This is a genomic window from Enterobacter sp. KB-280D8, assembly GCF_041399405.1.
Lineage (GTDB): Bacteria > Pseudomonadota > Gammaproteobacteria > Enterobacterales > Enterobacteriaceae > Enterobacter > Enterobacter cloacae_N.
Genome location: NZ_JBGKEC010000007.1, coordinates 90512 through 112002, shown reverse-complemented (window position 1 = coordinate 112002; position 21491 = coordinate 90512). Strand labels below are relative to the sequence as shown.

General features: G+C 59.3%; 25 protein-coding genes. 3 read left to right on the top strand and 22 right to left on the bottom strand.

Annotated features, from left to right (window positions below):
- The 19 genes from AB8818_RS17895 to AB8818_RS17805 all read right to left on the bottom strand — a co-directional run bounded on the left by AB8818_RS17895 (window position 1) and on the right by AB8818_RS17805 (window position 16447).
- Window positions 1–1230 carry a beta-ketoacyl-ACP synthase gene (locus AB8818_RS17895; RefSeq protein WP_192983757.1) on the bottom strand — a complete coding sequence of 410 codons (1230 nt, stop codon included), beginning with the start codon at window positions 1228–1230 and terminating at the stop codon, window positions 1–3.
- Window positions 1227–1958 (bottom strand): 3-ketoacyl-ACP reductase FabG2, encoded by a 732-nt coding sequence (locus AB8818_RS17890; protein WP_116342761.1) that lies wholly within the window; start codon window positions 1956–1958, stop codon window positions 1227–1229. The genes AB8818_RS17895 and AB8818_RS17890 overlap by 4 nt, the downstream gene beginning before the upstream one ends.
- Entirely contained in the window at window positions 1955–2428 is a 474-nt protein-coding gene (locus AB8818_RS17885) for a 3-hydroxy-fatty acyl-ACP dehydratase (protein WP_163330628.1), read from the bottom strand. Before AB8818_RS17885 ends, AB8818_RS17890 begins: the two co-directional genes overlap by 4 nt.
- Window positions 2425–3594 (bottom strand): beta-ketoacyl-[acyl-carrier-protein] synthase family protein, encoded by a 1170-nt coding sequence (locus AB8818_RS17880; RefSeq protein WP_192983755.1) that lies wholly within the window; start codon window positions 3592–3594, stop codon window positions 2425–2427. The genes AB8818_RS17885 and AB8818_RS17880 overlap by 4 nt, the downstream gene beginning before the upstream one ends.
- Before the next feature lies 1 nt (window position 3595).
- Window positions 3596–4174, bottom strand: a complete 579-nt coding sequence (locus AB8818_RS17875) for a DUF3261 domain-containing protein (RefSeq protein ID WP_192983753.1) — start codon at window positions 4172–4174, stop codon at window positions 3596–3598.
- Complete coding sequence (locus AB8818_RS17870; protein ID WP_192983751.1) at window positions 4171–6495, bottom strand: MMPL family transporter; 2325 nt, start codon at window positions 6493–6495, stop codon at window positions 4171–4173. Before AB8818_RS17870 ends, AB8818_RS17875 begins: the two co-directional genes overlap by 4 nt.
- On the bottom strand, window positions 6464–7069 hold the full coding sequence (locus AB8818_RS17865; protein WP_192983749.1) for an outer membrane lipoprotein carrier protein LolA: 606 nt from the start codon (window positions 7067–7069) through the stop codon (window positions 6464–6466). Before AB8818_RS17865 ends, AB8818_RS17870 begins: the two co-directional genes overlap by 32 nt.
- Window positions 7066–7488: a thioesterase family protein gene (locus AB8818_RS17860; protein WP_061096838.1), complete on the bottom strand. Its 423-nt coding sequence runs from the start codon at window positions 7486–7488 to the stop codon at window positions 7066–7068. Before AB8818_RS17860 ends, AB8818_RS17865 begins: the two co-directional genes overlap by 4 nt.
- A 3-nt stretch (window positions 7489–7491) precedes the next feature.
- Entirely contained in the window at window positions 7492–9183 is a 1692-nt protein-coding gene (locus AB8818_RS17855) for a glycosyltransferase (protein ID WP_192983747.1), read from the bottom strand.
- Window positions 9174–9527 carry a hydroxymyristoyl-ACP dehydratase gene (locus AB8818_RS17850; RefSeq protein ID WP_116342747.1) on the bottom strand — a complete coding sequence of 118 codons (354 nt, stop codon included), beginning with the start codon at window positions 9525–9527 and terminating at the stop codon, window positions 9174–9176. Before AB8818_RS17850 ends, AB8818_RS17855 begins: the two co-directional genes overlap by 10 nt.
- Complete coding sequence (locus AB8818_RS17845) at window positions 9514–10875, bottom strand: acyl-CoA synthetase (RefSeq protein ID WP_116342745.1); 1362 nt, start codon at window positions 10873–10875, stop codon at window positions 9514–9516. The genes AB8818_RS17850 and AB8818_RS17845 overlap by 14 nt, the downstream gene beginning before the upstream one ends.
- Window positions 10868–11455 (bottom strand): hypothetical protein, encoded by a 588-nt coding sequence (locus tag AB8818_RS17840; protein WP_116342743.1) that lies wholly within the window; start codon window positions 11453–11455, stop codon window positions 10868–10870. Before AB8818_RS17840 ends, AB8818_RS17845 begins: the two co-directional genes overlap by 8 nt.
- A gap of 6 nt (window positions 11456–11461) precedes the next feature.
- Window positions 11462–11713 (bottom strand): acyl carrier protein, encoded by a 252-nt coding sequence (locus AB8818_RS17835; protein ID WP_116342741.1) that lies wholly within the window; start codon window positions 11711–11713, stop codon window positions 11462–11464.
- A gap of 10 nt (window positions 11714–11723) precedes the next feature.
- The gene (locus AB8818_RS17830; protein WP_028014701.1) at window positions 11724–11981 is read right to left on the bottom strand and encodes a phosphopantetheine-binding protein; all 258 of its coding nucleotides are present in this window, start codon (window positions 11979–11981) and stop codon (window positions 11724–11726) included.
- On the bottom strand, window positions 11962–12777 hold the full coding sequence (locus tag AB8818_RS17825; protein ID WP_192983741.1) for a 1-acyl-sn-glycerol-3-phosphate acyltransferase: 816 nt from the start codon (window positions 12775–12777) through the stop codon (window positions 11962–11964). The genes AB8818_RS17830 and AB8818_RS17825 overlap by 20 nt, the downstream gene beginning before the upstream one ends.
- Window positions 12774–13496 (bottom strand): beta-ketoacyl synthase chain length factor, encoded by a 723-nt coding sequence (locus AB8818_RS17820; RefSeq protein WP_116342739.1) that lies wholly within the window; start codon window positions 13494–13496, stop codon window positions 12774–12776. Before AB8818_RS17820 ends, AB8818_RS17825 begins: the two co-directional genes overlap by 4 nt.
- A gap of 65 nt (window positions 13497–13561) precedes the next feature.
- Entirely contained in the window at window positions 13562–14626 is a 1065-nt protein-coding gene (locus tag AB8818_RS17815; protein WP_302220530.1) for a class I SAM-dependent methyltransferase, read from the bottom strand.
- 68 nt (window positions 14627–14694) lie between these two features.
- Entirely contained in the window at window positions 14695–15084 is a 390-nt protein-coding gene (locus AB8818_RS17810) for a hypothetical protein (RefSeq protein ID WP_192983735.1), read from the bottom strand.
- Between the two features lie 313 nt (window positions 15085–15397).
- Window positions 15398–16447 (bottom strand): AI-2E family transporter, encoded by a 1050-nt coding sequence (locus tag AB8818_RS17805; protein ID WP_041911893.1) that lies wholly within the window; start codon window positions 16445–16447, stop codon window positions 15398–15400.
- A gap of 145 nt (window positions 16448–16592) precedes the next feature.
- Here AB8818_RS17805 and AB8818_RS17800 point away from each other — a divergent pair, with 145 nt between their 5' ends.
- A complete protein-coding gene (locus AB8818_RS17800) occupies window positions 16593–17810 on the top strand; it encodes an MFS transporter (RefSeq protein WP_116342735.1) in 1218 nt (405 codons plus the stop codon).
- A 4-nt stretch (window positions 17811–17814) separates the two neighbouring features.
- On the opposite strand, the gene AB8818_RS17795 is transcribed toward AB8818_RS17800, so the two are convergent.
- Both AB8818_RS17795 and AB8818_RS17790 read right to left on the bottom strand, forming a co-directional pair.
- A complete protein-coding gene (locus AB8818_RS17795; RefSeq protein ID WP_008503073.1) occupies window positions 17815–18372 on the bottom strand; it encodes a DcrB family lipoprotein in 558 nt (185 codons plus the stop codon).
- Between the two features lie 72 nt (window positions 18373–18444).
- Window positions 18445–19110, bottom strand: a complete 666-nt coding sequence (locus AB8818_RS17790) for a 7-cyano-7-deazaguanine/7-aminomethyl-7-deazaguanine transporter (RefSeq protein ID WP_047345723.1) — start codon at window positions 19108–19110, stop codon at window positions 18445–18447.
- 167 nt (window positions 19111–19277) lie between these two features.
- Here AB8818_RS17790 and tusA point away from each other — a divergent pair, with 167 nt between their 5' ends.
- Window positions 19278–19520 carry a sulfurtransferase TusA gene (tusA, locus tag AB8818_RS17785; protein ID WP_008503071.1) on the top strand — a complete coding sequence of 81 codons (243 nt, stop codon included), beginning with the start codon at window positions 19278–19280 and terminating at the stop codon, window positions 19518–19520.
- A gap of 64 nt (window positions 19521–19584) precedes the next feature.
- Here the strand turns inward: tusA and yhgN are convergent, their stop codons facing one another.
- Complete coding sequence (gene yhgN / locus AB8818_RS17780; protein WP_003861574.1) at window positions 19585–20178, bottom strand: NAAT family transporter YhgN; 594 nt, start codon at window positions 20176–20178, stop codon at window positions 19585–19587.
- A 177-nt stretch (window positions 20179–20355) separates the two neighbouring features.
- Here yhgN and asd point away from each other — a divergent pair, with 177 nt between their 5' ends.
- Window positions 20356–21459, top strand: coding sequence for an aspartate-semialdehyde dehydrogenase (asd, locus tag AB8818_RS17775; RefSeq protein WP_061096847.1), 1104 nt, complete (start codon window positions 20356–20358; stop codon window positions 21457–21459).
- Window positions 21460–21491 lie beyond the last annotated feature (32 nt).

Here is a 21491-nt window from a genome sequence, read left to right as displayed (position 1 = left end):
TTACGCCCAGCGTTTAATAATAATCGAGGTATTGATGCCGCCAAACGCGAAGTTATTGCTCTGCAGATACTCGCAGTCAATCTGACGGGCTTCTCCCATAATATAATCTAAAGCCCCGCATTGCTCATCCGGCTGCGTTAAATTGAGCGTCGGGGCAAACCAGCCTTCGCGCATCATCTGCAGGCTCATCCATGCTTCCAGCGCGCCGCAGGCCCCCAGCGTGTGGCCTAAATAGCTCTTCAGCGAGGAAACCGGCACGCTGTCACCGTAGATGGCGGCAGTAGCCTGGCTTTCGGCGATATCGCCGCGGTCGGTGGCGGTACCGTGCGCGGAGATATACCCCATATCCCGGGCGCTTAATCCCGCCATCGCCAGCGACTGCTCCATGCAAATCTGCATGGTGTCGCGCTGTGGCTGGGTGATATGGGCCGCGTCACAGTTAGTGGCAAAGCCTACAATTTCGCCGTAGATCGTGGCCCCACGCGCTTTGGCATGCTCCAGCTCTTCGAGTATCAGGGTACCCGCACCTTCCCCAATCACCAGACCATCGCGCTGCGTATCAAACGGCGACGGGGTGGTTTTGGGTTCGTCGTTGCGCTGGCTGGTGGCAAACAGCGTGTCAAACACCGCCGCTTCTGACGGACAAAGCTCTTCCGCGCCCCCCGCGACCATAACGGTCTGATACCCGTGGCGAATCGCCTCCCAGGCGTAGCCTATCGCCTGGCTGCCGGAGGTACAGGCGCTCGACGTCGGGATGACGCGGCCGCGTAATCCAAAGAACAGGCCGGTATTCACCGCGGTGGTGTGTGGCATCATCTGGACATAGGTTGTCCCGGTGATGTTATTGGTGTGCTTTTCGGTGAGCATGGTCGCGAATTCGCTGACCGGGCCGGTGCTACCTGTCGAAGAGCCGTAGGCGATACCGGTTTGCCCGTTGGTGAGCACCGCTTCGCCAATCAGCCCCGCCTGCTCCAGCGCCAGCTCGGTAGCGCGGGTCGACATCAGCGACACCCGGCCCATGGCGCGGATACGCTTGCGGGTATAGTGTTCCGGCAGCGCGAAATCGTCGATCGGCGCGCCCAGCAGGGTATGCAGGCCTTCGTACACCTGCCATTCCGGCATTTTACGCACGGCGTTTTCATACGCCAGCAGCCGGCTGGAAACAGATTGCCAGCTCTCGCCAAAGGCGGTCACGCCGCCCATGCCCGTAATCACCACGCGACGCGTCATAGCATTCCTCCGTTAATGGAAATGACCTGTCGGGTGACGTAGCCCGCAATATCCGACATCAGATAGCTGGCCAGCCCGGCGACCTCCTCAGCCTGGCCCATACGTTTCATTGGGATGATGGACATCGCTTCCTTCAGCGCAGCCTCCTCCATCTCAATCATGCCGGTATCAATCAGCCCTGGGGCAATGCAGTTCACGGTGATTTTGCGTTTTGCCAGCTCGATCGCCAGCGCTTTGGTGGCGCCGATAATGCCCGCTTTTGCCGCACTGTAGTTCACCTGCCCGCGGTTGCCCATCACGCCGGACACGGACGATAAGGTGATAATGCGTCCCCCTTTACGGGTGCCGATCATCGGCATAATGCAGGGGTGAATGACGTTATAAAAGCTGTCGAGATTGGTGTGGATCACGCTGTCCCAGTCGTCTTCACTCAGTGCCGGAAAGGCACCGTCGCGGGCGATCCCGGCATTGCTGACCACGCCATACCATGCGCCATAAGCTTCAATTTCTTGCTCCAGCACCTCGCGGCACTGTTCGCGGTTGCCCACGTCAAACGAGAGTAAACGACCGCTGCCGCCCGCCTGCGTGATGGCGTCCAGCGTCTCCTGCGCGCCTGCGGCATCACGGTGGTAATGCACGCCGACGGTGAACCCGTCAGCGGCAAGCTGGCGGGCGATGGCGCGACCAATGCCTTTGCTGGCCCCTGTGACCAGAACGGAACGACTCATGCGTGGGATCCCTGATTAAAAAGCGATGTTAATTCTTCTGCACTCGGCTGGAAGGTGTTGACCCGGCCCGTGGCCAGCGTCTCTTCATCTGCGGAAATCGTACATTCAAAACTGCCGAACCGTTCGTCCTGCATCAGCAGCTTAACGGTAATGTCCAGCGTTAAGCCTTTGGCGAAACGCCCGCTGGCGCAGACCAGCTCGCGCGCGCCGAGCACCATGCCCAGCGCGATATGCTCTTGCCCCTGCTGCTGACGATGCCAGCCTGACCAGACGCCAACGGTCTGCGCCATCAATTCGAGCGCGTACCAGCCTGGCAGGTCGCCATCGGCATTGAGAAACGGCGCCAGCACGCTTTGCCTGTCAACCGCGACGCGGCAGACCGCTGTGTCGTCCGTGACATTCTCAACGGACCCCAGCAGCATCATGGGCGCCTCGTGCGGCAAATAGGCTTCGGGTGATAGATAGCTCATGACGCTCTCCCCAGCAGAATGCTGGCGTTGTTGCCGCCAAACGCGAACGAGTTAGACAATATCACCGGCTTTTTCAGGGCGGCGCGCTGGTGCAGCAGGCCGCACGGCGCGAGCGTGTCGTCCGGGGCATAGCGGGAAAAATCCTGCGGCGGCAAGGGCAGATCGCGCGTCAGAATCAGCCAGCTCAGTGCCGCTTCGGTGATACCGGCAGCGCCCAGCGTGTGGCCGGTCAGGTGTTTGGTTGAGCTGCACGGCACGCTCTCCCCGAAGAGATCGTGTACCACCTGCGATTCAATCTGATCGTTGAGCGGCGTGGCCGTGCCGTGCAGGTTGATATAGCCGATGTCGTCAGGCTGCATGCCCGCTTCGTTGAGCGCCTGAGTGATAGCCCTTATCGCCCCTTCGCCCTGAGGATGCGGGGCGGAAATATGGTACGCATCGCTGGATTCGCCCGTCCCGAGCAGCGCCACGTCCGCAGGTTCCCGGCTCAATACCATCAGCGCCGCCGCTTCACCGATGGTGATCCCCCGGCGGTCGCGCCCAAACGGCTCGCAGAGCGTAGGGGAGAAGGATTCAAGGCTGTTAAAACCGTTGACGGGCATCCGGCTCAGGGTATCGGCCCCGCCGACAATGGCGATGTCCACCAGCCCGGCTTCAATCAGGCGTTTGCCGCCAATCATCGCCCGCGCGCTGGAGGAGCAGGCGGTGGAGATCGTATAGGCCGGGCCTTCAAGCTGCAGCCAGTTGGCAAGGAAGCGGGACGGATCGCCCAGCTCCTGCTGCGGATACTGCCATCGCGTGCTGGTCTCGCCGTCGGTCATGCGCCTAACGTGCTCATCGCCTTCATGCAGCCCGGAAGTGCTGGTTCCCAGCACCACGGCCACGCGGTCGCGACCGACGCGGGCGATGGCCTCGTCAACGGTTGACTGAATCTGCGCCAGTGCGGCCAGCAGCAGTTGGTTATTGCGGGTGCGGTGTGCACAGAAGCTGTCCGGGATGGGCGGCAGCTCGCCTTCCACGGCGCCCAGTACCGCTTCGGGGGCTCCCTGCAACCAGCCGGCCCGGGCGTGCATACCCGGCGCCACGCCTGCCGTCAGGTTCGCGGCAATCTCATCAGGCGAGTTGCCCAGCGCGTTGACCATGCCAACAGCGGATATATAGATCATCTCAGTCACCCAGATATTGAATGGTGATGTGGTATTTGAATACGTGTTGCTCGATGCTGATCGGCTCGCGCTTGCCTTTGCGCTGGAGGTAGACAATCTCCGTCACCAGCTTGCCGCTGGCGTTACGCAGCTCGCGCCGATCGCCATTGTCCGTCAGCGTCCAGCCCTTCGGCAACTGCGGCTGCCAGGCGCTAATCGGCCAGTGGCTGAGCATCACGTCGGCCAACACCTGGCTGGCTGGCGGCAGCTGCGGCACGACGATGGACTGCTCGGTATGAATACCGTTCTCATCGTACGTTGCCAGGAACAGACGGATCCCAACGGAAGAGAGCCCGGCCAGCGTGATCTTATGCGCATCCGCGTTGAGCATCACCAGCAGAGACTGCGTTTGTCCGTTAAAGCTGCCGGTCAGCAGCTGCTGGGAGCTTACCGCCGGGCTGATGCCGGGCGGCGGGAGCGTAACTTTGGTGCCCGGCTGGAGCCAGGCCTGAGGCCGCGTCTCTTTAGTATCGGTCGAATGGCTACAGCCTGCCAGCAGCAGCGCCGCAGCCAGCGCAACGGCGCGATAAACAGCGTTCATTTACGTTTTCTCTCTTTCTTATCCGGCATCGCCAGCGGAGCCAACAGGAAGGCGGTGAAAATCCCGCTCACCAGCACAATACCAAAGCTGCTGATGGCCTGGGTGGTGCTGAAGACGAGCATGCCCAGCGTCAGCAGGGTGGTCATCATCGCCAGGGTAATCGCCAGCATCGAGGTCAGCGGCGTACCGCGCGGGTTGCTGAAAAATAGCGTGTAGTTAATGCCAATGCCGAGCACCAGTACCAGCGCCAGCAGTGAAAACAGATTTACCGGGTGGCCCGTTGCGGCCAGGACCGCCAGACCGCAGCTCAGCGACAGTGCGGACGGCACCAGGCTTATCAGTCCCTTACGCCAGCCGAGGCGCAGCATCGCCCCGCAGGCAATCACCGCCAGCGCTGCAAACAGTAGCCCCGTCAGCAGCGTGCGGTAGAGGGCAAAGAGGCTGTCAAAGCTGGCTTTGCGGTCCACCCAGACGACGCCGTCATGGCGCGCGGCCAGCTCACCGAGCGCCGCGCTGTTTTTCGCGCCGTCCACCGGCACCAGCACGCCGCTTTCCCCGCCGGGCAGGGTCAGCCAGAGCAGTCGCCAGCCTTCGCTGGCCGGACTGTTAAGCCACGCGTCCACGCTGACCGGCATGGCGTCCAGATTCGGGGATACGGCGTTGAGCCCGGCGCTTTTCAACACGTTCGTTACCGCCGGGGCAGCGTCGCGCAGCAGCGTAAGATCGCTTTTCTGGCGGGCCAGCGAGTTCAGCGGCAGGGTACGCCAGCGGGCAATCTCTCCCGCTTTTTGCGCCTCGGCCAGCGCCGGGGTGAAGGCTTCCAGCCGCTCCAGCGTTTGCTGGGGCGAAGCGCCGTGCACCACAAACCATTTCTGATCGACGCTTTGGCCGGTCAGGGCGGTAATGGCTTTCTCTTGCGCCAGAATATCTTTTGGCAGCGCCTGCAGCTGGGCGATATCATCGTCCACCTTCAGGGTGCTCATCCCCGCGGCGGAGACCAGCGCCAGCGCGACGGGCAGGCCAACGGACAGTTTTTTACTGCGTCGCCAGGCGGCCAGCCAGCGCAGCATCAGGACCATAAAGGGAACCGGGCGCACCGGCAGACCCCGGCACAGCCACGGATGCCAGAAAATCACCGTCAGGCAGGAGGCGCTCAGCCCCACGGCGGCGAACACCGCCATCTGGCGGATCCCGGGGAAGGGGGCCAGCATCATAATCAGGTAGGCGGCGACGGTCGTCAGCAGCGCCAGCAGCAGCGCATTGCGTACCTTGGCCAGGCTCTGCCAGGGGGAAAGCTCCGCGCCGTGGACCATCCGTTCGGTCAGGTAGTAGAGCGTGTAGTCTGCGGAAATACCGATGATGCTCATGCTCATCACCAGCGTCATCAGGTGCAGTTCGCCAAAGAGCAGCAGTGTCACCGCCGTGCCCGCCAGCGCGCCGATGGCAATGGAGAGCACGCTCAGCAGCAGCGGGCGCAGAGAGCGGAACACCGCGACGATAAGCAGGAACACCCCAAGCAGGGTGGCGATACCCAGCGTCGAGACGTCGCGTTTGGCCTGCTGGCTGGCGTAATCGCTGTAGAACACGGTTCCGCGGGAAAGCAGTTGGGCCTGCGGGTAACTCGCTTTCAGCGTCTGTTGCAGCGCGTTAAGCGTCGTCACGAGCCGGTGGGTCTGCTGCATATCAAATGACGAGCCTGCCAGCTCGCCGTGCAGCAGGTACCAGTAGTTTCCCGCCTCATCTTGCGTGACCAGCCAGCCGTCCATCAGCCGCAGCTTCTGGCCGTTTTGCGCCAGGGCGAGCTGCGAGCCGCGCATCAGCATCAGCGGATCGTTTTGCAGCTCTTTGCCGCTGACGCCGGAAAAGGCCGAGTAGAGCTGGGATAAAATCCACTGCGCCTGCGCGTCTCCGCCGTTTTGCAGACGGGCACGGGTGGCGGGATCGATCAGGCCGTTGCGGTGCTGCCAGAAGAACTCTCCCCAGGCTTTCTGCCCGGCGGCGTCCATCGGGCCTTTGACCTCGCTGAGCGAGTGACTGTTTTGCAGCAGCGTCAGCCACTGCTGCGCCACGCGCGGATCGGGCTCTTTGCCGGGGCTGACCAGCCAGACCAGCTGGCGGTCGAGACGCTGCATAAACCCGTCGTTGAGCGCCGACGGGATCGCCCCCAGCGTCTGCTTCGGCAGCATGGCCAGCACGCTGCTGTTCAGACGCGCGCCGGGCAGCAGTGACAGCAGCACGCCCAGCAGGATCAGGCATGCTGCGGCCCACAGAAGCGCCGGGCGCAGGGATTTACGGTGCGGCAAAGCGTTGGCGTTCGTCATCGGTCAGGCTGGCGGGCGTCAGTTGGTGGTTTGAAAGAGCGATATCGGTACGGTCGCCCTGCTTGTCATTCAGGCGAATCGTCTCCAGATAGGTCGCGCCGCCCAGATCGAGGGAGGCAAAAATCTTGTCCAGCGGCGTCGTTTTTGGCGTAAGCACCAGCGACCAGCGGCCCGCTCCCAGGTCTTTAAAATCGATGCGGAAGTTCTCTTCCAGCACCTTGCGGTCGGCCTGGAACAGGGCCCGCAGCAGGTGGTTGAACTGGAACATCTGCGGATTATTGTCGGCAGTGATAGTCTGCGGCGGCTGGCCGTTGATCGCCTGAACCATCCGCTTGTCGTCCAGCAGGAGCGTCATCGGAAACGGCGCTTTTTGATCCCACAGCAGGCCACTGTCGCGGGCGATCAGCATCTCGCCCTGCGAGCGCAGCGGCTGCGGCATATCTTTTATCGTGCGAACCTGTTCAAAGTGCGCGCGCACCACGGGCTGCTCGGTAAACCGCTGCTGTAGTTCATCCAGCGTCACGGCACTGACCAGCGGGCTGACGAACAGCGCCAGCAAAGGCAACCATTTCATGGAGTTACTCCCATTCGTTCAAACAGTATTGCCGGGCTGACAAAGCACATTTCGCGGGTGGCTTCTTCCACCGCCACCTGGATGGTGTACCCGGTGGTGGTGCGCTTGCCTGTCTGCGCATCGAAAATTTGATAGGCAATGCGCAGCCGGTTTTCATACTCTTCAATCTGCGCGCGGACGCGAATACGCTGCTCAAAGGTCACCGCATCGCGGTATTTCACCCGGGTGTCGACGACGGGCCAGACGTAGCCGGAGGCCTTCATCTGGCGATAGCCATAGTCAAACTGATTGAGCAGCGCCTCGCGGGCGATCTCAAAGTAGCGGAAATAGTTACCGTGCCAGACCACGCCCATCATATCGACGTCGTGGAACGGAACGGTGATCTCGACTTCAGTCGTAAAGCGGGGATCGGTCAGCACCCTTTACTCCTTCTCTCTGGACTCTGGCAGATGCCAGAAATCGAAAAAATTAAACCAGTCGAGCGGCGACATCAGGGCGTAATGCTCCAGCCGCTGCGCGTAGCGATCGACGGCATCCTGCAGCGCCTGCTGGCGTTCCCCGCGCGGCAGGATCAGCGGGTCGGCAAACGGTTCGCCGTGCAGGACGAGCTTGCCCTGCTGGCGCAGGGCAAAAATCAGCACCACCGGGCAGCGGAGAATCGAGGCCAGGATAAACGGCCCCTGAGGGAACGGCGCGGGCTGCCCCATGAACCGGCTCCAGATCACGCGCCACTCGCCGCCACGCTGCGGATTCACCGCGATGCGGTCGCCCACAATCGCGACCCATTCTCCGCGCTCAAGCTTCTCTTTGATGGCAATCGCGGTGTCCGGGCCGATGTCGGTGACCGACATTAAATTCACGCCCGCCTGGGGCGCCATTTCGCTCATAATCTGCTTAAAGCGCCGGGCGTTTTCGCTGAAGACCAGGGCATTGATGGTTTTGCTGCCGTCCAGCTGGGCCAGCGCCCGGCAGGCCTCTACGTCACCAAGATGCGAGGCCAGCAGCAGCTTGCCCTGCGGCGCCGCGATATTAAGCGTTTCGCGCGCGCCGGGGGCAAAGACCACGTCGCGATTAAACTTCAGCTCGCCGCGCCAGCTGGCAACTTTGTCCAGCATCGCGTTGCCGAAGCGCATGAAATGGAAAAAGCTGTTGAGCCGTGAGGGAACAGGCATGTCCCGCTGCATCAGCACCTGCTTCACGCGTGCAATCCACTGCCGCGAAGCCTGCCGCGCCGGACGCGCGATAAGCCAGTAGACGCCGATCACTGGCCACAGCAGCACGGTAAAGGCCCGCCGCCCCAGCAACTGCCAGACGCGCAGCATCAGGCGCATGCCCCATAGCCCCTTGACCTCGTCCTGCTGCGCCCAGTGCTGGCCGCGTCGACGGAAGAGCAGGCCGGGAATGCGGGGCAGCATGCCGAAGAACAGCCGGGTATGCATCAGGGAGATCCGCACGTTATCTTTTAACGCGTCGAAGTGGGATAACCCGTCCTGCGGGTAGGTCACACGGGTGGGCAGGAAGACGCTGGTGTTGCCCTGCCAGTAGAGACGGACCATCACTTCGGTGTCAAAGTCCATCCGTTTACCGAGCGTTTCACGCGCGGCCAGCCGCAGCGTGGGCGAGACCGGGTAGACCCGAAAGCCGCACATGCTGTCTTTAAGCTGCAGGGATAAGGTCTCAATCCATACCCAGACGTGGGTGACCCAGCGCCCGTAGAGCCGCGAGCGCGGAATGGAATCATCGTAAATGGGCTGGCCGGAAATCAGCGCATCCGGGTGGCGCTCCGCCAGCGCCAGCAGTTTGGGGATATCTTCAATGGCGTGCTGGCCGTCCGCATCCACCTGCACGGCGTGGGTATAGCCCACGCGAGCGCACTCCTCCAGCCCCCTGATGACCGCAGCACCTTTCCCGGCGTTTTGCCCCAGACGGATCAGCGTCATCTGCGGCTGCTCCGCCGCCAGGCGTTCGAGCTCCTGACGGGTGATCGCTTCGCTGCCGTCATCCACCACCAGGCACGGCAGGCCGAACGGGGCGAGGCGTGACAGCACGCTGGCGATCATGGCACCGTGGTTGTAGCACGGGATCAGCACGCAGGGGCGAAAGATCACTGACATAGACGAATTTTCCCGCTGCTGGCGGTATGGCGCTCCGCCCCGGCGTGACGCTGGTAGCTGAAGGTCAACATCTGACGTTCGGCATGCCACTCAAGCACCAGCGTCACCGTAGTTTCCGGCAGCAGAGGCGCCTGAAACTTCACGTTTTGAATGCTGTGAAAGCGGTAACCCGGCGCCAGTAACGTCGTGGCGTAGTGCATGACCCAGTCAAGCTGCGCAACGCCGGGCAGCAGCGGCTGTACGGCAAAATGGCCCTGAAACCAGAACAGAGACGCGTCGAGATGCAAAACGATCTCCAGCTTCTCCGGCTGTGCCTGATGGCGCTCAATTTCATGAATTTTCATGAAATAACTCCTCTAACTGCGCATAGACACGCTTGTTCATACTGTTTACCGGCATCTCATCCACAATCCGCCAGTAGCGCGGCACCGCGACCGGTTCAAGCCAGGGCAGCAGAGCGCGACGCCAGGCGAACTCCTGCGCTTTTTTATCCTGCAGGTGCCAGCGCTGACGAACCGCCTCATCCAGCACCAGCAGGGCGCCGATTCCCTGGCGGCCCCCGCGCGTGACCGGCAGCGCAGCCGCTTCGCAAACGCCGTCGAGCTCCAGCAGGCGGCGTTCTATTTCGTTAAGCGAGATGCGCTTTTCTTCAATTTTGACCACCCGCCCGCGACGACCGGCAATGCTGAACAGCCCCTCGCTGTCGAAGTGGAGGATATCGTCCAACTGGAGTCCTTCAGCCTCATGGATCAGTGGCGACGTGACGCGACACGCTTCTTCTTCCTGATGGAAGCTTACGCCGGGGAAGGGCAGCCACGGCAGGTTATCTTCCTGGCGATGGCGCCAGGCGAGGATCCCGGTTTCGGTGCTGCCATAAATTTCATCCGGCCAGATGTTAAGCCAGCCAGCGGTGGTGGAGACGTCACGCCAGGGCAGCATTCCGCCCGCGGAAATCAGCATCCTGACGGGCGGCGCGGCTAGTTCGGTATCCAGGCGTTTCAGGAACGCCGGGCTGCTGATGAACAGGTAATGCCTGTCATGAGGAAGGGCGGCCAGCTGCTCTGCGTAATAGAGCATCGCGGCATGCAGCGGCAGGCCCATCGCCATCGGCAATACAATGCGGAATGTCAGACCGTACAGGTGTTGCGGTACGACGGAGGCGACAACGCTACAGCCAGCCAGACGCGCGCCGAAGCGGTCAGCCAGCAGGCGGGCTTCGCGATCCAGGCTGACGATGTGCTTAACCACCCGACGCGGCGTCCCCGTGGAGCCGGAGGTGAAAAGCTCAACAAAGCGGCTTTCGGCAATATCCGGCAGGGGCACCCAGTGGGCGATCGTCTGATGGCGGGAAGCCACCACAATCAGCTTTCCAGGGTAACCGAGGGGCCTGTCGCTCAGAACGCCGCTAAACAGCGACTGCTGCTCTTCAAGCAGCGAAATGCGGCTATGGCCGGGAATGACCGGCGTTTTACCCGCATGCAGCGAGGCCAGCAGCGCAACGATAAACAGGTAGCTGTTTTCAAAGCACAGCGCCCAGCGCTCGCCTTCCTGCTGACGCAGGGTGTCGACCAGCAGGGTCACGTCGTGGCGCAGCTGGCCCAGCGTCCAGGTACGATCGTCAAGCCAGGCGACGGGCGTGTCGTCAGGGCGGGGCGCGTTTAACCACTGGCCCAGCGGAAGGGGGTTAGTCATTGTGCATCTCTTTTTTTATCACCCGTTGACGCACCAGCCACTCTGTCGCCATCAGCGTTCCCATCAGGATGTAAGCCACCATACCGTTCCACAGCGTCCACAGATGCATGTCACCGTGCAGGACGGTAAACAGCGCCATCGCCCCGTTGCCGATGAAAAATCCGCACCAGACGAGGGTCACCTTGTAGGTATAGCGCACACCCTCCGGGGGCAAATTTGGCTCACGCAGGCGCGCCAGACGTTCGACCAGCGGCATCGCGGTCCAGAGCGAACCCCCGAACACGGCCAGCATCACAAGATTGACGACCACAGGGTAAAACAGCAGCCACTGGTGGGTTTTCAGCAGGTAGCTTGCCGCGCAGAGCGCGATGCCCGCCAGCGCCACGCACTGCACCACATACCGCATCGGGCCGGTGTTCCGCCGCGCCTGATGCAGCCGCAGCAGCAACAGCAGCGCCATCACGGGCAGCAGCCACGGCAGGCTGTTATGCGTCAGCCCAAATCCAATCAGGAAGGGCCACGCCAGCAGCATCAGCCCCGTCAGAAGGGGGATAACCGGCAACGTCCGTCCACCACGCACGGTGTTTTACTCTTCGCGCAGAAGCTGTTCGACGGCGTCTACCACATCCTGAACGGTACGAACCGATTTGAAGGTTTCCGGCTTGATTTTCTTACCGGTTTTCTTCTGCAGATGGACAATCATGTCCACCGCGTCAATGCTGTCCAGCTCCAGGTCTTCGTAAAGACGGGCTTCGGGCGTAATGTCCTGCGGGTCGATTTCAAAGAGTTTGATCAGAAGGCCGCAGACTTCCTGATAAATGGTTTCTTGTTCGGTCATAGTTCACGTCTCAGGCGCGTTGGGCATGGATAAAGGACGCCAGGGTGGCGACGGAAAAGAAGTGCTGGCGCATCTCCTCGCTTTCGGCAGAAAGCACCACGCCATACTGGTTTTTCACCGCCAGACCGAGCTCCAGCGCGTCGATAGAGTCGAGACCCAGCCCATCGCCAAACAGCGCGGCATCGGTATCAATATCCTCTGCGGTAAGCTCGTCCAGATTCAGCGTGGTGATAATGAGATTCTTAATTTCAAGATAAAGCGCTTGCATCATTAATTCCTGACAAAGATTGAAGGCCTGATGTTAATCGATGCTCCAGATGCCGGTTTAACTGCCTTGCCGCCAGCGCCGGTTCTTGTTCATTTGCATCGTAAAATTCGTCGATGTTCACGCGATCGCGCACATCCACGGTAAAGACAGGTTTTGCGGGCGGTACGTCATACCAGCGGCTTTTTTTATCCAGCAGGTGCTCGCTGCAGTGGATCAGCACGATCCGCAGATCGCTGCGGCAGCGCACGGCGATATTTGCCGCGCCGCGCTGGAGGGCGATAGCCTCACCTGGCCGGGTACGCGTGCCTTCCGGGAAGATTAACAGCGTGTCGCCGTGGGCCAGACGCTGCCGGCTGGCAGCGAGCAGAGGCTCGGCTTCGCTGTTAATCAGGTAATCCGCCGCGCGGATAACGCCGCTGACATAGGGATTGCGCAGTAACGCGCTCTTCACCAGACAGTCGGTTTCGGGCATCACCGACGCCAGAATCACGTAGTCAATTAGCGTTGGGTGGTTAGCCACCACCAGACAGCCCCGATCGCCGCGAAGCGCGTCAAGATTGTGAATGCGATAGTCCAGCACCCCGGTGCCGCGGGCAACGGTTAAGAAGACGCGGAAGCTGGCCGCAATGCTGCGGCGCGCCAGGCGACGGCGTTTGGCGCGATCGCGCTGAACAATCAGCAGCAGGTTGAACCAGATCAGCGACAGCAGCAGGCCGCCCGCGCCAAACAGCACGAAGCAGAGTCCGGTCATCGCCAGACGCCATAGCCAGTTGATCCGGGCGGCCAGGCGGTTCATTGGCGCGCCCACTGCCACAGCAGGCGTTCGCCGGGCACCACAAACTGCCGCTCCTCGCGGAGATAGCGTTGCAGGAACATCAGGCTTTGCGGCAGAGTAGGCTCCTCGCCCGTGCTGCCGCTGCGGGTTTCGCACTGCCATTCGCTGCCGGATTCAATCACCAGCGCCAGCGCGTACGGCCAGGTGGGCATCTGCGGCGGCAATGCCGGGTGGTAAAATTCCGGCAGCGTGCCGTCAAAATCCACCAGCAAGACGCGGGAGTAGCCCGCCTGCAGCAGGCTCAGCACTTCACACAGGGCCTGCTGGAAGGTGTCCAGCCCGGCAGAAATGGATGACGAGACAACAGGCTGGCGAGCGGTAATAGTAAGATTGCCCACAGCGGAGTTGTGCACGGACATGGCGAAGTCGGTGGGCGAGACGGCCTGACCGGTTGCCAGCGCATGCAGAATACGGTAATTGCGCTCCAGTTCGCCGTGGCGGCTGGAATAGACGACGGCATCAACGGCGTGGCTTTGCAGCATGGCAAGACCAAGATCCACCGCCAGCTTACTGCCCGAGTTAAGGCGGCGCGCGGTCATCATGGGTAACGCAGTCAGCCGGGGAAGCGGGGCCGTTGGGTCTATAGTCGACTGCAGGCGCGACCACGCCTGCCACTCTGCGGCATCGCTTAGTCCTGGCGCTCTTGCCTGCCAGTCAATAATGTTCAGTGAAAATTTCATCTACGCGCGTCCGCGGAATACCGTATTCAAAGGGCAGGCTGGGCCACCCGGGCAGCCAGGCTGCGCTATTGTTCACGTTTGGTGCATATTAACAGGGTATGACCTACCCCAAGGTTATCCAGCCGCTGTTCAATGCAGAAGCCCGCCCTCTCCAGGTAGTGATAAAACTTCTCTACGCTGTAAAAACGGCTATTACCATTCGCCATACAGGTGAAATAGAGCGAGGTGGCATTCAGGCTGAAAGCCGCCGCTTCATATTTCTGGGCATCCCAGAAAAGCTCCATGATGCACAACCGTGCGCCTGGCTTCATGACCTGTGCGACGCGCGTCAGCATGGCGACAATCTGATCCGGAGAGAAACAGTCCAGAAACTGGCTCATCCACCAGACGTCGGCATCTCCCGGCAATGCCGCCGGACTAAGCATATCGACAGCATGGAATCCAATACGATGAGAAAAACCTGCTTTTTCGATGTTTTCCTGCGCCAGCGCTATCTGCTGCGGGAGATCGAGGATCGTCACGGCAACATTATCGTCATAGCGGCAGCAGCGTAACGACCATTTACCCGTATTTCCGCCCACATCGTACAATTTTGTCGGCGAGCTTGCGAATATATATGGCAACGCGGCGTCAAAAGCGGCGTCAGAATAGTAGTGATCGAAGGCGAACCAGCTCTCTTTTGCCCGGGCAGGAAGCTGGGATAAGGCCGGATAGATGGTTGGCCAGTCGCCAAACACGGATAATCCGGCCGGTTTTTCTTCCTGCAGGGCGTCGGCCAGGTGAAATAACCCCTGGTAACAGACGTCCTGCGTGAAATCCATATTAACGCGGGTCATGGGATCGTGGAGTAAGAAATGGCCCACTTTCGCCAGGAAATAACGACTTTCTTTCCAGGTAATTATCCGCCCGCTTAATCCCATGTCTAACAATACGCTGACGGCATAGCTACTCAGGGTACTGTTTTCGGTTATTTCTTCGAGGCTCGCCCCCTTATTACCCTGTTTATCGAGCCAGGCGAGGACACCCGAGTTACGCAGACAAAGCGCGGTCTGAAATAACATCGGAGCAAAAGCGATGCGTTGCGCTTCGGTAATGGCATCCAGGGCGCTGAGCGTGTCCTTTTCGTACATTGTTGCGTAACCTTTCAGGGCAAGAAATGAGGTTATCGGGCCATGTCCGGCCCGACTTTAGAAAAATATTACAGCGCGGCACCCGCAGAGAGATTCAGCTGAATATCGTGGTCGAGGTTGTTCACCCAGCGGTTATAATTTTTGTGAATTTTACCGTCTGCCGCTTTCAGATTCAGGCTACTTTCGTAATTAATTGAATAGCTTGTCGCAGTGTAGGGAATACGTACCTGGACCGAGTGATCGCGTGCCTGCAGACGCCCCTTAATAACGCCCGGGCCCGCTTCCGTCATGATCCAGTCACGCTTCTGGCCTGCTTTCAAAATTGCCGTTTTCACCTGATCGGCAGTATGACCTGCGCTCACGACAGAGTGAACCTGAGCGATTGGGGCGGTACGCGCACAGCCAGCCAGAGCGCCAACGAATACTGCAGCAGCGCACCATTTAACGATCTTTTTCATCAACAACTCCATATCAATAATAACAATTAAAGGTAGTGTTTTTTACAAATAAGCATCACCAGACCTACGGATTAAATCAGGTGTCTTTTTTAATCAATATTAATGTTTGCATTAAGTTGACGCTAAGGCGGGGTATAATATCACGCAAAATAATTAATCATTCCGTTTTTTTTAATTTGCGTTAAAGCGAAATGTGGGTGAGGTGAATAAAAACGGGAGCATATGCCTTAACGCAAATAAAAATACCGCGACGGTGAGCGTCGCGGTAATTAAGGCGTTCTATTGACGGTCTAAGCCTGATGACATAGCCAAGTTACCCTGGTAACCGGCTTTTTGGCCGCCCTGGCCCCAGCAGGATCGCTAGCTTGCTGCCCCCTTTGGTGGTTTCCATCCAGATTTTACATACGCTGGTCAGCGGGACCGACAGCAGCATGCCGACCGGGCCCAGCAGCCATCCCCAAATCAGCAACGATAAAAATACCACCAGCGTCGACATGCCCAGCCGGTGCCCCATCATGCGTGGTTCAAGAATGTTGCCCAGCACCATATGCACGACGAGGAAGAGCGCCCCGACCAACATGCATTCGTAGAAACCGTTAAACAGAAACGCCTGGATCATCGGCGGCACGGCGGAAAGCACCGCGCCAATATTCGGCACGTAGTTCAGCAGAAACGCCAGCACCCCCCACATCAGCGCGAACTGTACGTCCATCAGCATCAGCCCCAGCCAGACGATAATGCCGGTCCAGACGCTGAGCAGCGTTTTCAGCGCCAGATATTTGGAGACGCCCTTTAAGGCGCGGTGTAGGCCGGCAATGTGTATTTGCGGGTTATTTAAAGCAAAGCGCAGCTTATAGGGGACGTGGCGGACTTCGAACAGCATGAACACTACCGTCATGACCAGCAGCAGTATGCTGGCCATCGCGCCGGAAAGACCGGTCATCAGCGTGGTGGCGTAGGTCATGACCTTCTCGGAATCCATCCTGCGCAGCATCCGTTCAGGCGAAATATGCAGGTTAAGAAAGGGCATCATCTCCTGCAGCGCGACGATTTTACGCGTCAGCTCTTTATTGTACTGCGGCAACATGGTGGAGAACTCGCTCAGCGAGGCCGCCAGTACCCCGAAGAGCGCCGTCAGGCCAATCAGCATCACGATAACCACGATGGTGATGGCCACCGGACGGCTCACGCCCCGGCGTAAAAACCAGGTCACCAGCGGATTCAGAACAATGGCAAAAAACAGGGCCAGCAGGAGCTGGACGATAATGTCAGCGGCAGCATGAATGCCCGCAAGAATAACCACCAGACAGGCGAGCTTTAGTAAGATGTGGAGTCCTGCTTTATCGGGCTGGGGAGCTAACATGCGCGTTCCTTAAGATGATGACCCGATAAGTGTAGTGCCTGGGGGCCGCTTCGTCTGGCGCCGATAATCTGAAAGTCGGGGCTGATTTTCTTATTGCGCCGTGGTAATAGTGAAACACTGTTGCAAAAAATTCAGGTAAACCCCCATGCCCGAAGCTGCCGCCGAACCGGCGCTGAGCGGATTGCGCCTCAATCTGCGTATCGTTTCCGTCGTTATTTTCAACTTTGCCAGTTACCTGACGATCGGCCTGCCGCTGGCGGTTTTGCCGGGCTATGTCCATGACGTGATGGGTTTTAGTGCGTTCTGGGCGGGGCTGGTCATCAGCCTGCAGTATTTCGCCACGCTCCTGAGCCGCCCGCACGCCGGGCGCTACGCCGACCTGTTTGGTCCTAAAAGCATCGTGGTGGTGGGATTATGCGGCTGTTTCCTGAGCGGCCTGAGCTATCTGCTGGCTGCTGCTGCCAGCGCCTGGCCGCTGGTTAGCCTGGCGCTGCTTTGCCTGGGCCGCATCATACTCGGCATTGGGCAAAGCCTGGCGGGAACCGGCTCGACGCTGTGGGGCGTTGGGGTTGTAGGTGCGCCGCACATTGGCCGGGTGATCTCCTGGAACGGGATTGTCACCTATGGCGCGATGGCGCTCGGCGCGCCGCTTGGCGTGGCCTTTTATGCCTTTGGCGGGCTGTATGGATTGTCGCTCACCATTATGGCGGTCGCGCTTGTGGCGATACTGTTTGCGCTGCCGCGCCCGAAAGTGAGGGCCAGCAAGGGCAAGCCGCTGCCGTTTCGGGCCGTGCTGGGGCGCGTCTGGCCGTACGGTATGGCGCTGGCCCTGGCGACCACCGGCTTCGGCGTAATTGCAACCTTCATTACCCTCTTTTACGACGCCAAAGGCTGGGAGGGCGCGGCCTTTGCGTTAACTCTCTTTAGCGGTGCGTTTGTTGGCGCACGCCTGCTTTTCCCGAACGGTATCAACCGCCTGGGCGGGCTGAATGTGGCGATGATCTGTTTTGCGGTTGAGATTGTCGGGCTGCTGTTAACCGGCATAGCCAGCGCATCCTGGATGGCGAAAATTGGCGTCTTCCTTGCAGGGGCGGGTTTTTCACTGGTCTTCCCGGCGCTGGGGGTGGTGGCGGTGAAAGCGGTGCCGCAGCAGAACCAGGGGGCGGCGCTGGCGACCTATACGGTGTTTATGGATATGTCGTTGGGCATTACCGGGCCGCTGGCAGGGCTGGTAATGGCCTGGGCGGGGGTACCGGTGATCTACATTGCCGCGGCAGGTCTGGTGATTCTTGCCTTACTGCTGACGTGGCGGCTAAAAAAATGGCCCCCGGTGCAGGCACCGGAGGCCACGTCATCGTCGTGAAAGGTTACTGGATCACGATGGTGTTAATGATGTTTTCAGCGGCCGTCTGCGCTTTCTGCTGGTCTTCCGCTGGCAGAGTGATCTGCAGGGTCAGCAGTTTGTTATCCACCTTACCCAGCACCACAGAAGAGTAAGCGGTCTGGCCTTTTGCGGAGATGATGCTGTCCAGCTGTTGCAGCTTATGGCCTTTCAGCTCAATGGATTTATTGGTCACCACCTGCAGCTGCGGATCGCGGCCGCGCTGCTGGTCTTCCAGACGTTTGGACAGGACGGCCAGATCTTCGCTGGTGTCGTCGCCCACAATCACAATGACCGCTTTCTGGCCGGTTGCGTCGGAGTATACGTGCATGTTATTCGCCTGGGTGCCCAGCTTGCCGCTCTGGTCAGTCATATCGGCTGGCAGAGAGAAACTGAGTTTGCCATCCATCAGATTCACCGGCTGACCGGTCGCGTTGCTCTCTGCGGATGCGCCCTGAGCAGGCGTTTTCGTGTCGCTGTTATCACAGGCTGCAAGACCCACAACCAGCAGGCCAATCCCGACATATTTAACCAGATTGCGCATTGACTTCTTCCTTTCGATAAACGGCCATAGCGGCTCATTCGTCCATCTTATCACAACTGATAAAGCGAACCCTTAACCAGCCTGCAATGCCGTGATTTCAGATTTATCTGCCAGCCTTTTCAGCAGCATATTCAGCAGCACGCCGTACATCGGCAGGAAGAACACAATGCTGATGAGCACCTTGAAGCAGTAGTCCACCAGCGCGATTTCCATCCAGTGTTCGGCCATGAACGCATCCGGGCTGCGCCAGAAGGCGATGAAGAAGAAGGCCAGCGTATCGCTCACGTTACCGAACAGCGTGGAGGCGGTGGGTGCCATCCACCAACGGTGATTCTGACGCAGGCGGTTAAACACGTGCACGTCGAGGATTTGCCCCAGCGCGTAGGCCATAAAGCTTGCGGCAGCGATACGGGCAACAAACAGGTTGAAGTGGGTTAACGCCTCAAAGCCCTGCCAGCTTCCCATATAAAACAGGGATGACACCACGTATGAAATGAACAGCGCCGGAAGCATGACCGCAAAAATAATGCGGCGCGCCAGCGGTGCGCCAAAGATACGCACGGTAAGATCGGTGGCGAGGAAAATAAACGGAAAACTGAACGCGCCCCAGGTGGTATGAAAACCAAAAATGGAGATCGGGAGCTGCACCAGATAGTTGCTGGAGGTGATCACCAGCAGGTGAAAAAGCGAAAGCCAGAACAACGCTTTTACGCGCTGTGATTCAGAGAACTGCGTCATATTGTGACCTTTTTATACGTTGGGGTGAGGGAACCCAATAAAAACCGCAGCATGATACTGCTTTGGCTGGACATTGCAATGGTTAGTTTTTGCGCAATCGTTAACCTGGTTTGCATTGCCCGCGCCGGGGCGTAAACTACAGCCGTTTTTACCTGACCGAGAAGATCATGACCGACCTGTTTTCCAGCCCAGACCACACCCTTGATGCCCAGGGCCTTCGCTGCCCGGAGCCGGTAATGATGGTACGCAAAACCGTGCGCAACATGCAAACGGGTGAAACGCTGCTGATTATTGCCGACGACCCGGCCACCACGCGCGATATTCCCGGCTTTTGTACCTTTATGGAGCATGAACTGGTGGCACAGCAGACCGAGGCGCTGCCGTACCGGTATTTGATTCGTAAGGGGTAGGTGGGCTGTCCTCTGCGGCCTGATGCCCTCACCCCGGCCCTCTCCCACGGGGAGAGGGAGAAAGTCATCCTTTCATCCACGCCCTGATTCCGTCCAGGAACATCTGCGTCGCCATCATTACCAGAATCAGCCCCATCAGACGCTCCAGCGCGTTCACCCCTTTCTCACCCAGCAGGCGCAGGAACAGGGACGACTGCAGCAGGATAATAAACGTCCCGCCCCAGGCGATCAGCAGGGCAATCACCAGATGGCTCATCTGGTTCGGATACTGGTGCGACAGCAGCATCAGCGTCGCCAGAATCGTCGGCCCGGCGACGAGGGGAATCGCCAGCGGCACAATAAACGGCTCTTCACCCGCGGGCAGGCCGCTGCTGCTGCCTTCCGCGCTCGGGAAAATCATCTTAATAGCGATCAGGAACAGAATAATCCCGCCGGAAATCGAAACGGTTTCGGCACGCAGGTTCAGGAAGGCGAGGATTTTTTCACCGGCAAACAGGAAGATAAACATCACCAGCAGGGCAATAAGCAGCTCGCGGATCATGATCGCCCGGCGACGCTTTGGCTCGGTGTGCTTCAGCACCGACATGAAGATTGGCAGGTTGCCCAGTGGATCCATTATCAGGATCAATAAAACCGCTGCTGAAATGATTTCACTCATGTAAATTATCCCTGAAACTCTCTATGGTTATTATGATAATTAGCTGTATTTCTGATTGCCGGGCAATCATCGATTAATTTCGCTTGCGACTTTGGCAGCATTTTGTAATGTGAAGCATATCCCAGTTCAATACTGGCTTGCACAATCAGCACACACCCTCAGCAGGAAAAAAATGCTATGAAAAACGTTGGTTTTATCGGCTGGCGCGGTATGGTCGGCTCTGTACTCATGCAACGCATGGTTGAAGAGCGCGATTTCGACGCTATCCGCCCGGTCTTCTTCTCCACTTCTCAGCTCGGCCAGGCTGCTCCGTCCTTTGGTGGTACCACAGGCACGTTGCAGGATGCTTACGATCTGGAGGCGCTGAAGGCACTTGATATTATTGTGACCTGCCAGGGCGGCGATTATACCAACGAAATCTATCCAAAGCTGCGTGAAAGCGGCTGGCAGGGCTACTGGATTGACGCGGCCTCTTCGCTGCGTATGAAAGACGATGCCATTATTATTCTCGACCCGGTTAACCAGGGCGTCATTACCGACGGCCTGAATAACGGCGTGAAAACCTTTGTCGGCGGTAACTGCACCGTCAGCCTGATGCTGATGTCCCTCGGTGGCCTGTTCGCGCAGGATCTGGTGGAGTGGGTCTCCGTGGCGACCTACCAGGCCGCGTCCGGCGGCGGCGCGCGCCACATGCGCGAGCTGCTGACCCAGATGGGCCAGCTGCACCACAGCGTTGCGGCCGAGCTGGCAAACCCGGCGTCCGCTATTCTTGATATCGAACGTAAAGTGACCGAGCTGACCCGCAGCGGCGAGCTGCCGGTGGATAACTTTGGCGTACCGCTGGCCGGTGGCCTGATCCCGTGGATCGACAAACAGCTGGATAACGGTCAGACCCGCGAAGAGTGGAAAGGCCAGGCCGAGACCAACAAAATCCTCAATACCGCGTCGGCGATCCCGGTTGACGGTCTGTGCGTGCGTATCGGCGCGCTACGCTGCCACAGCCAGGCCTTCACCATTAAACTGAAAAAAGATGTGTCTATTCCGACCGTGGAAGAGCTGCTGGCCGCGCACAACCCGTGGGCGAAAGTGGTGCCAAACGATCGCGATATCACCATGCGTGAGCTGACCCCGGCAGCCGTTACCGGCACGCTGACCACGCCGGTTGGTCGTCTGCGCAAGCTAAACATGGGGCCGGAGTACCTCTCCGCGTTCACCGTCGGCGACCAGCTCCTGTGGGGAGCCGCCGAGCCGCTGCGCCGCATGCTGCGTCAGCTGGCGTAATAATTTGTTAACTACCGGGGGTGATTTTCACC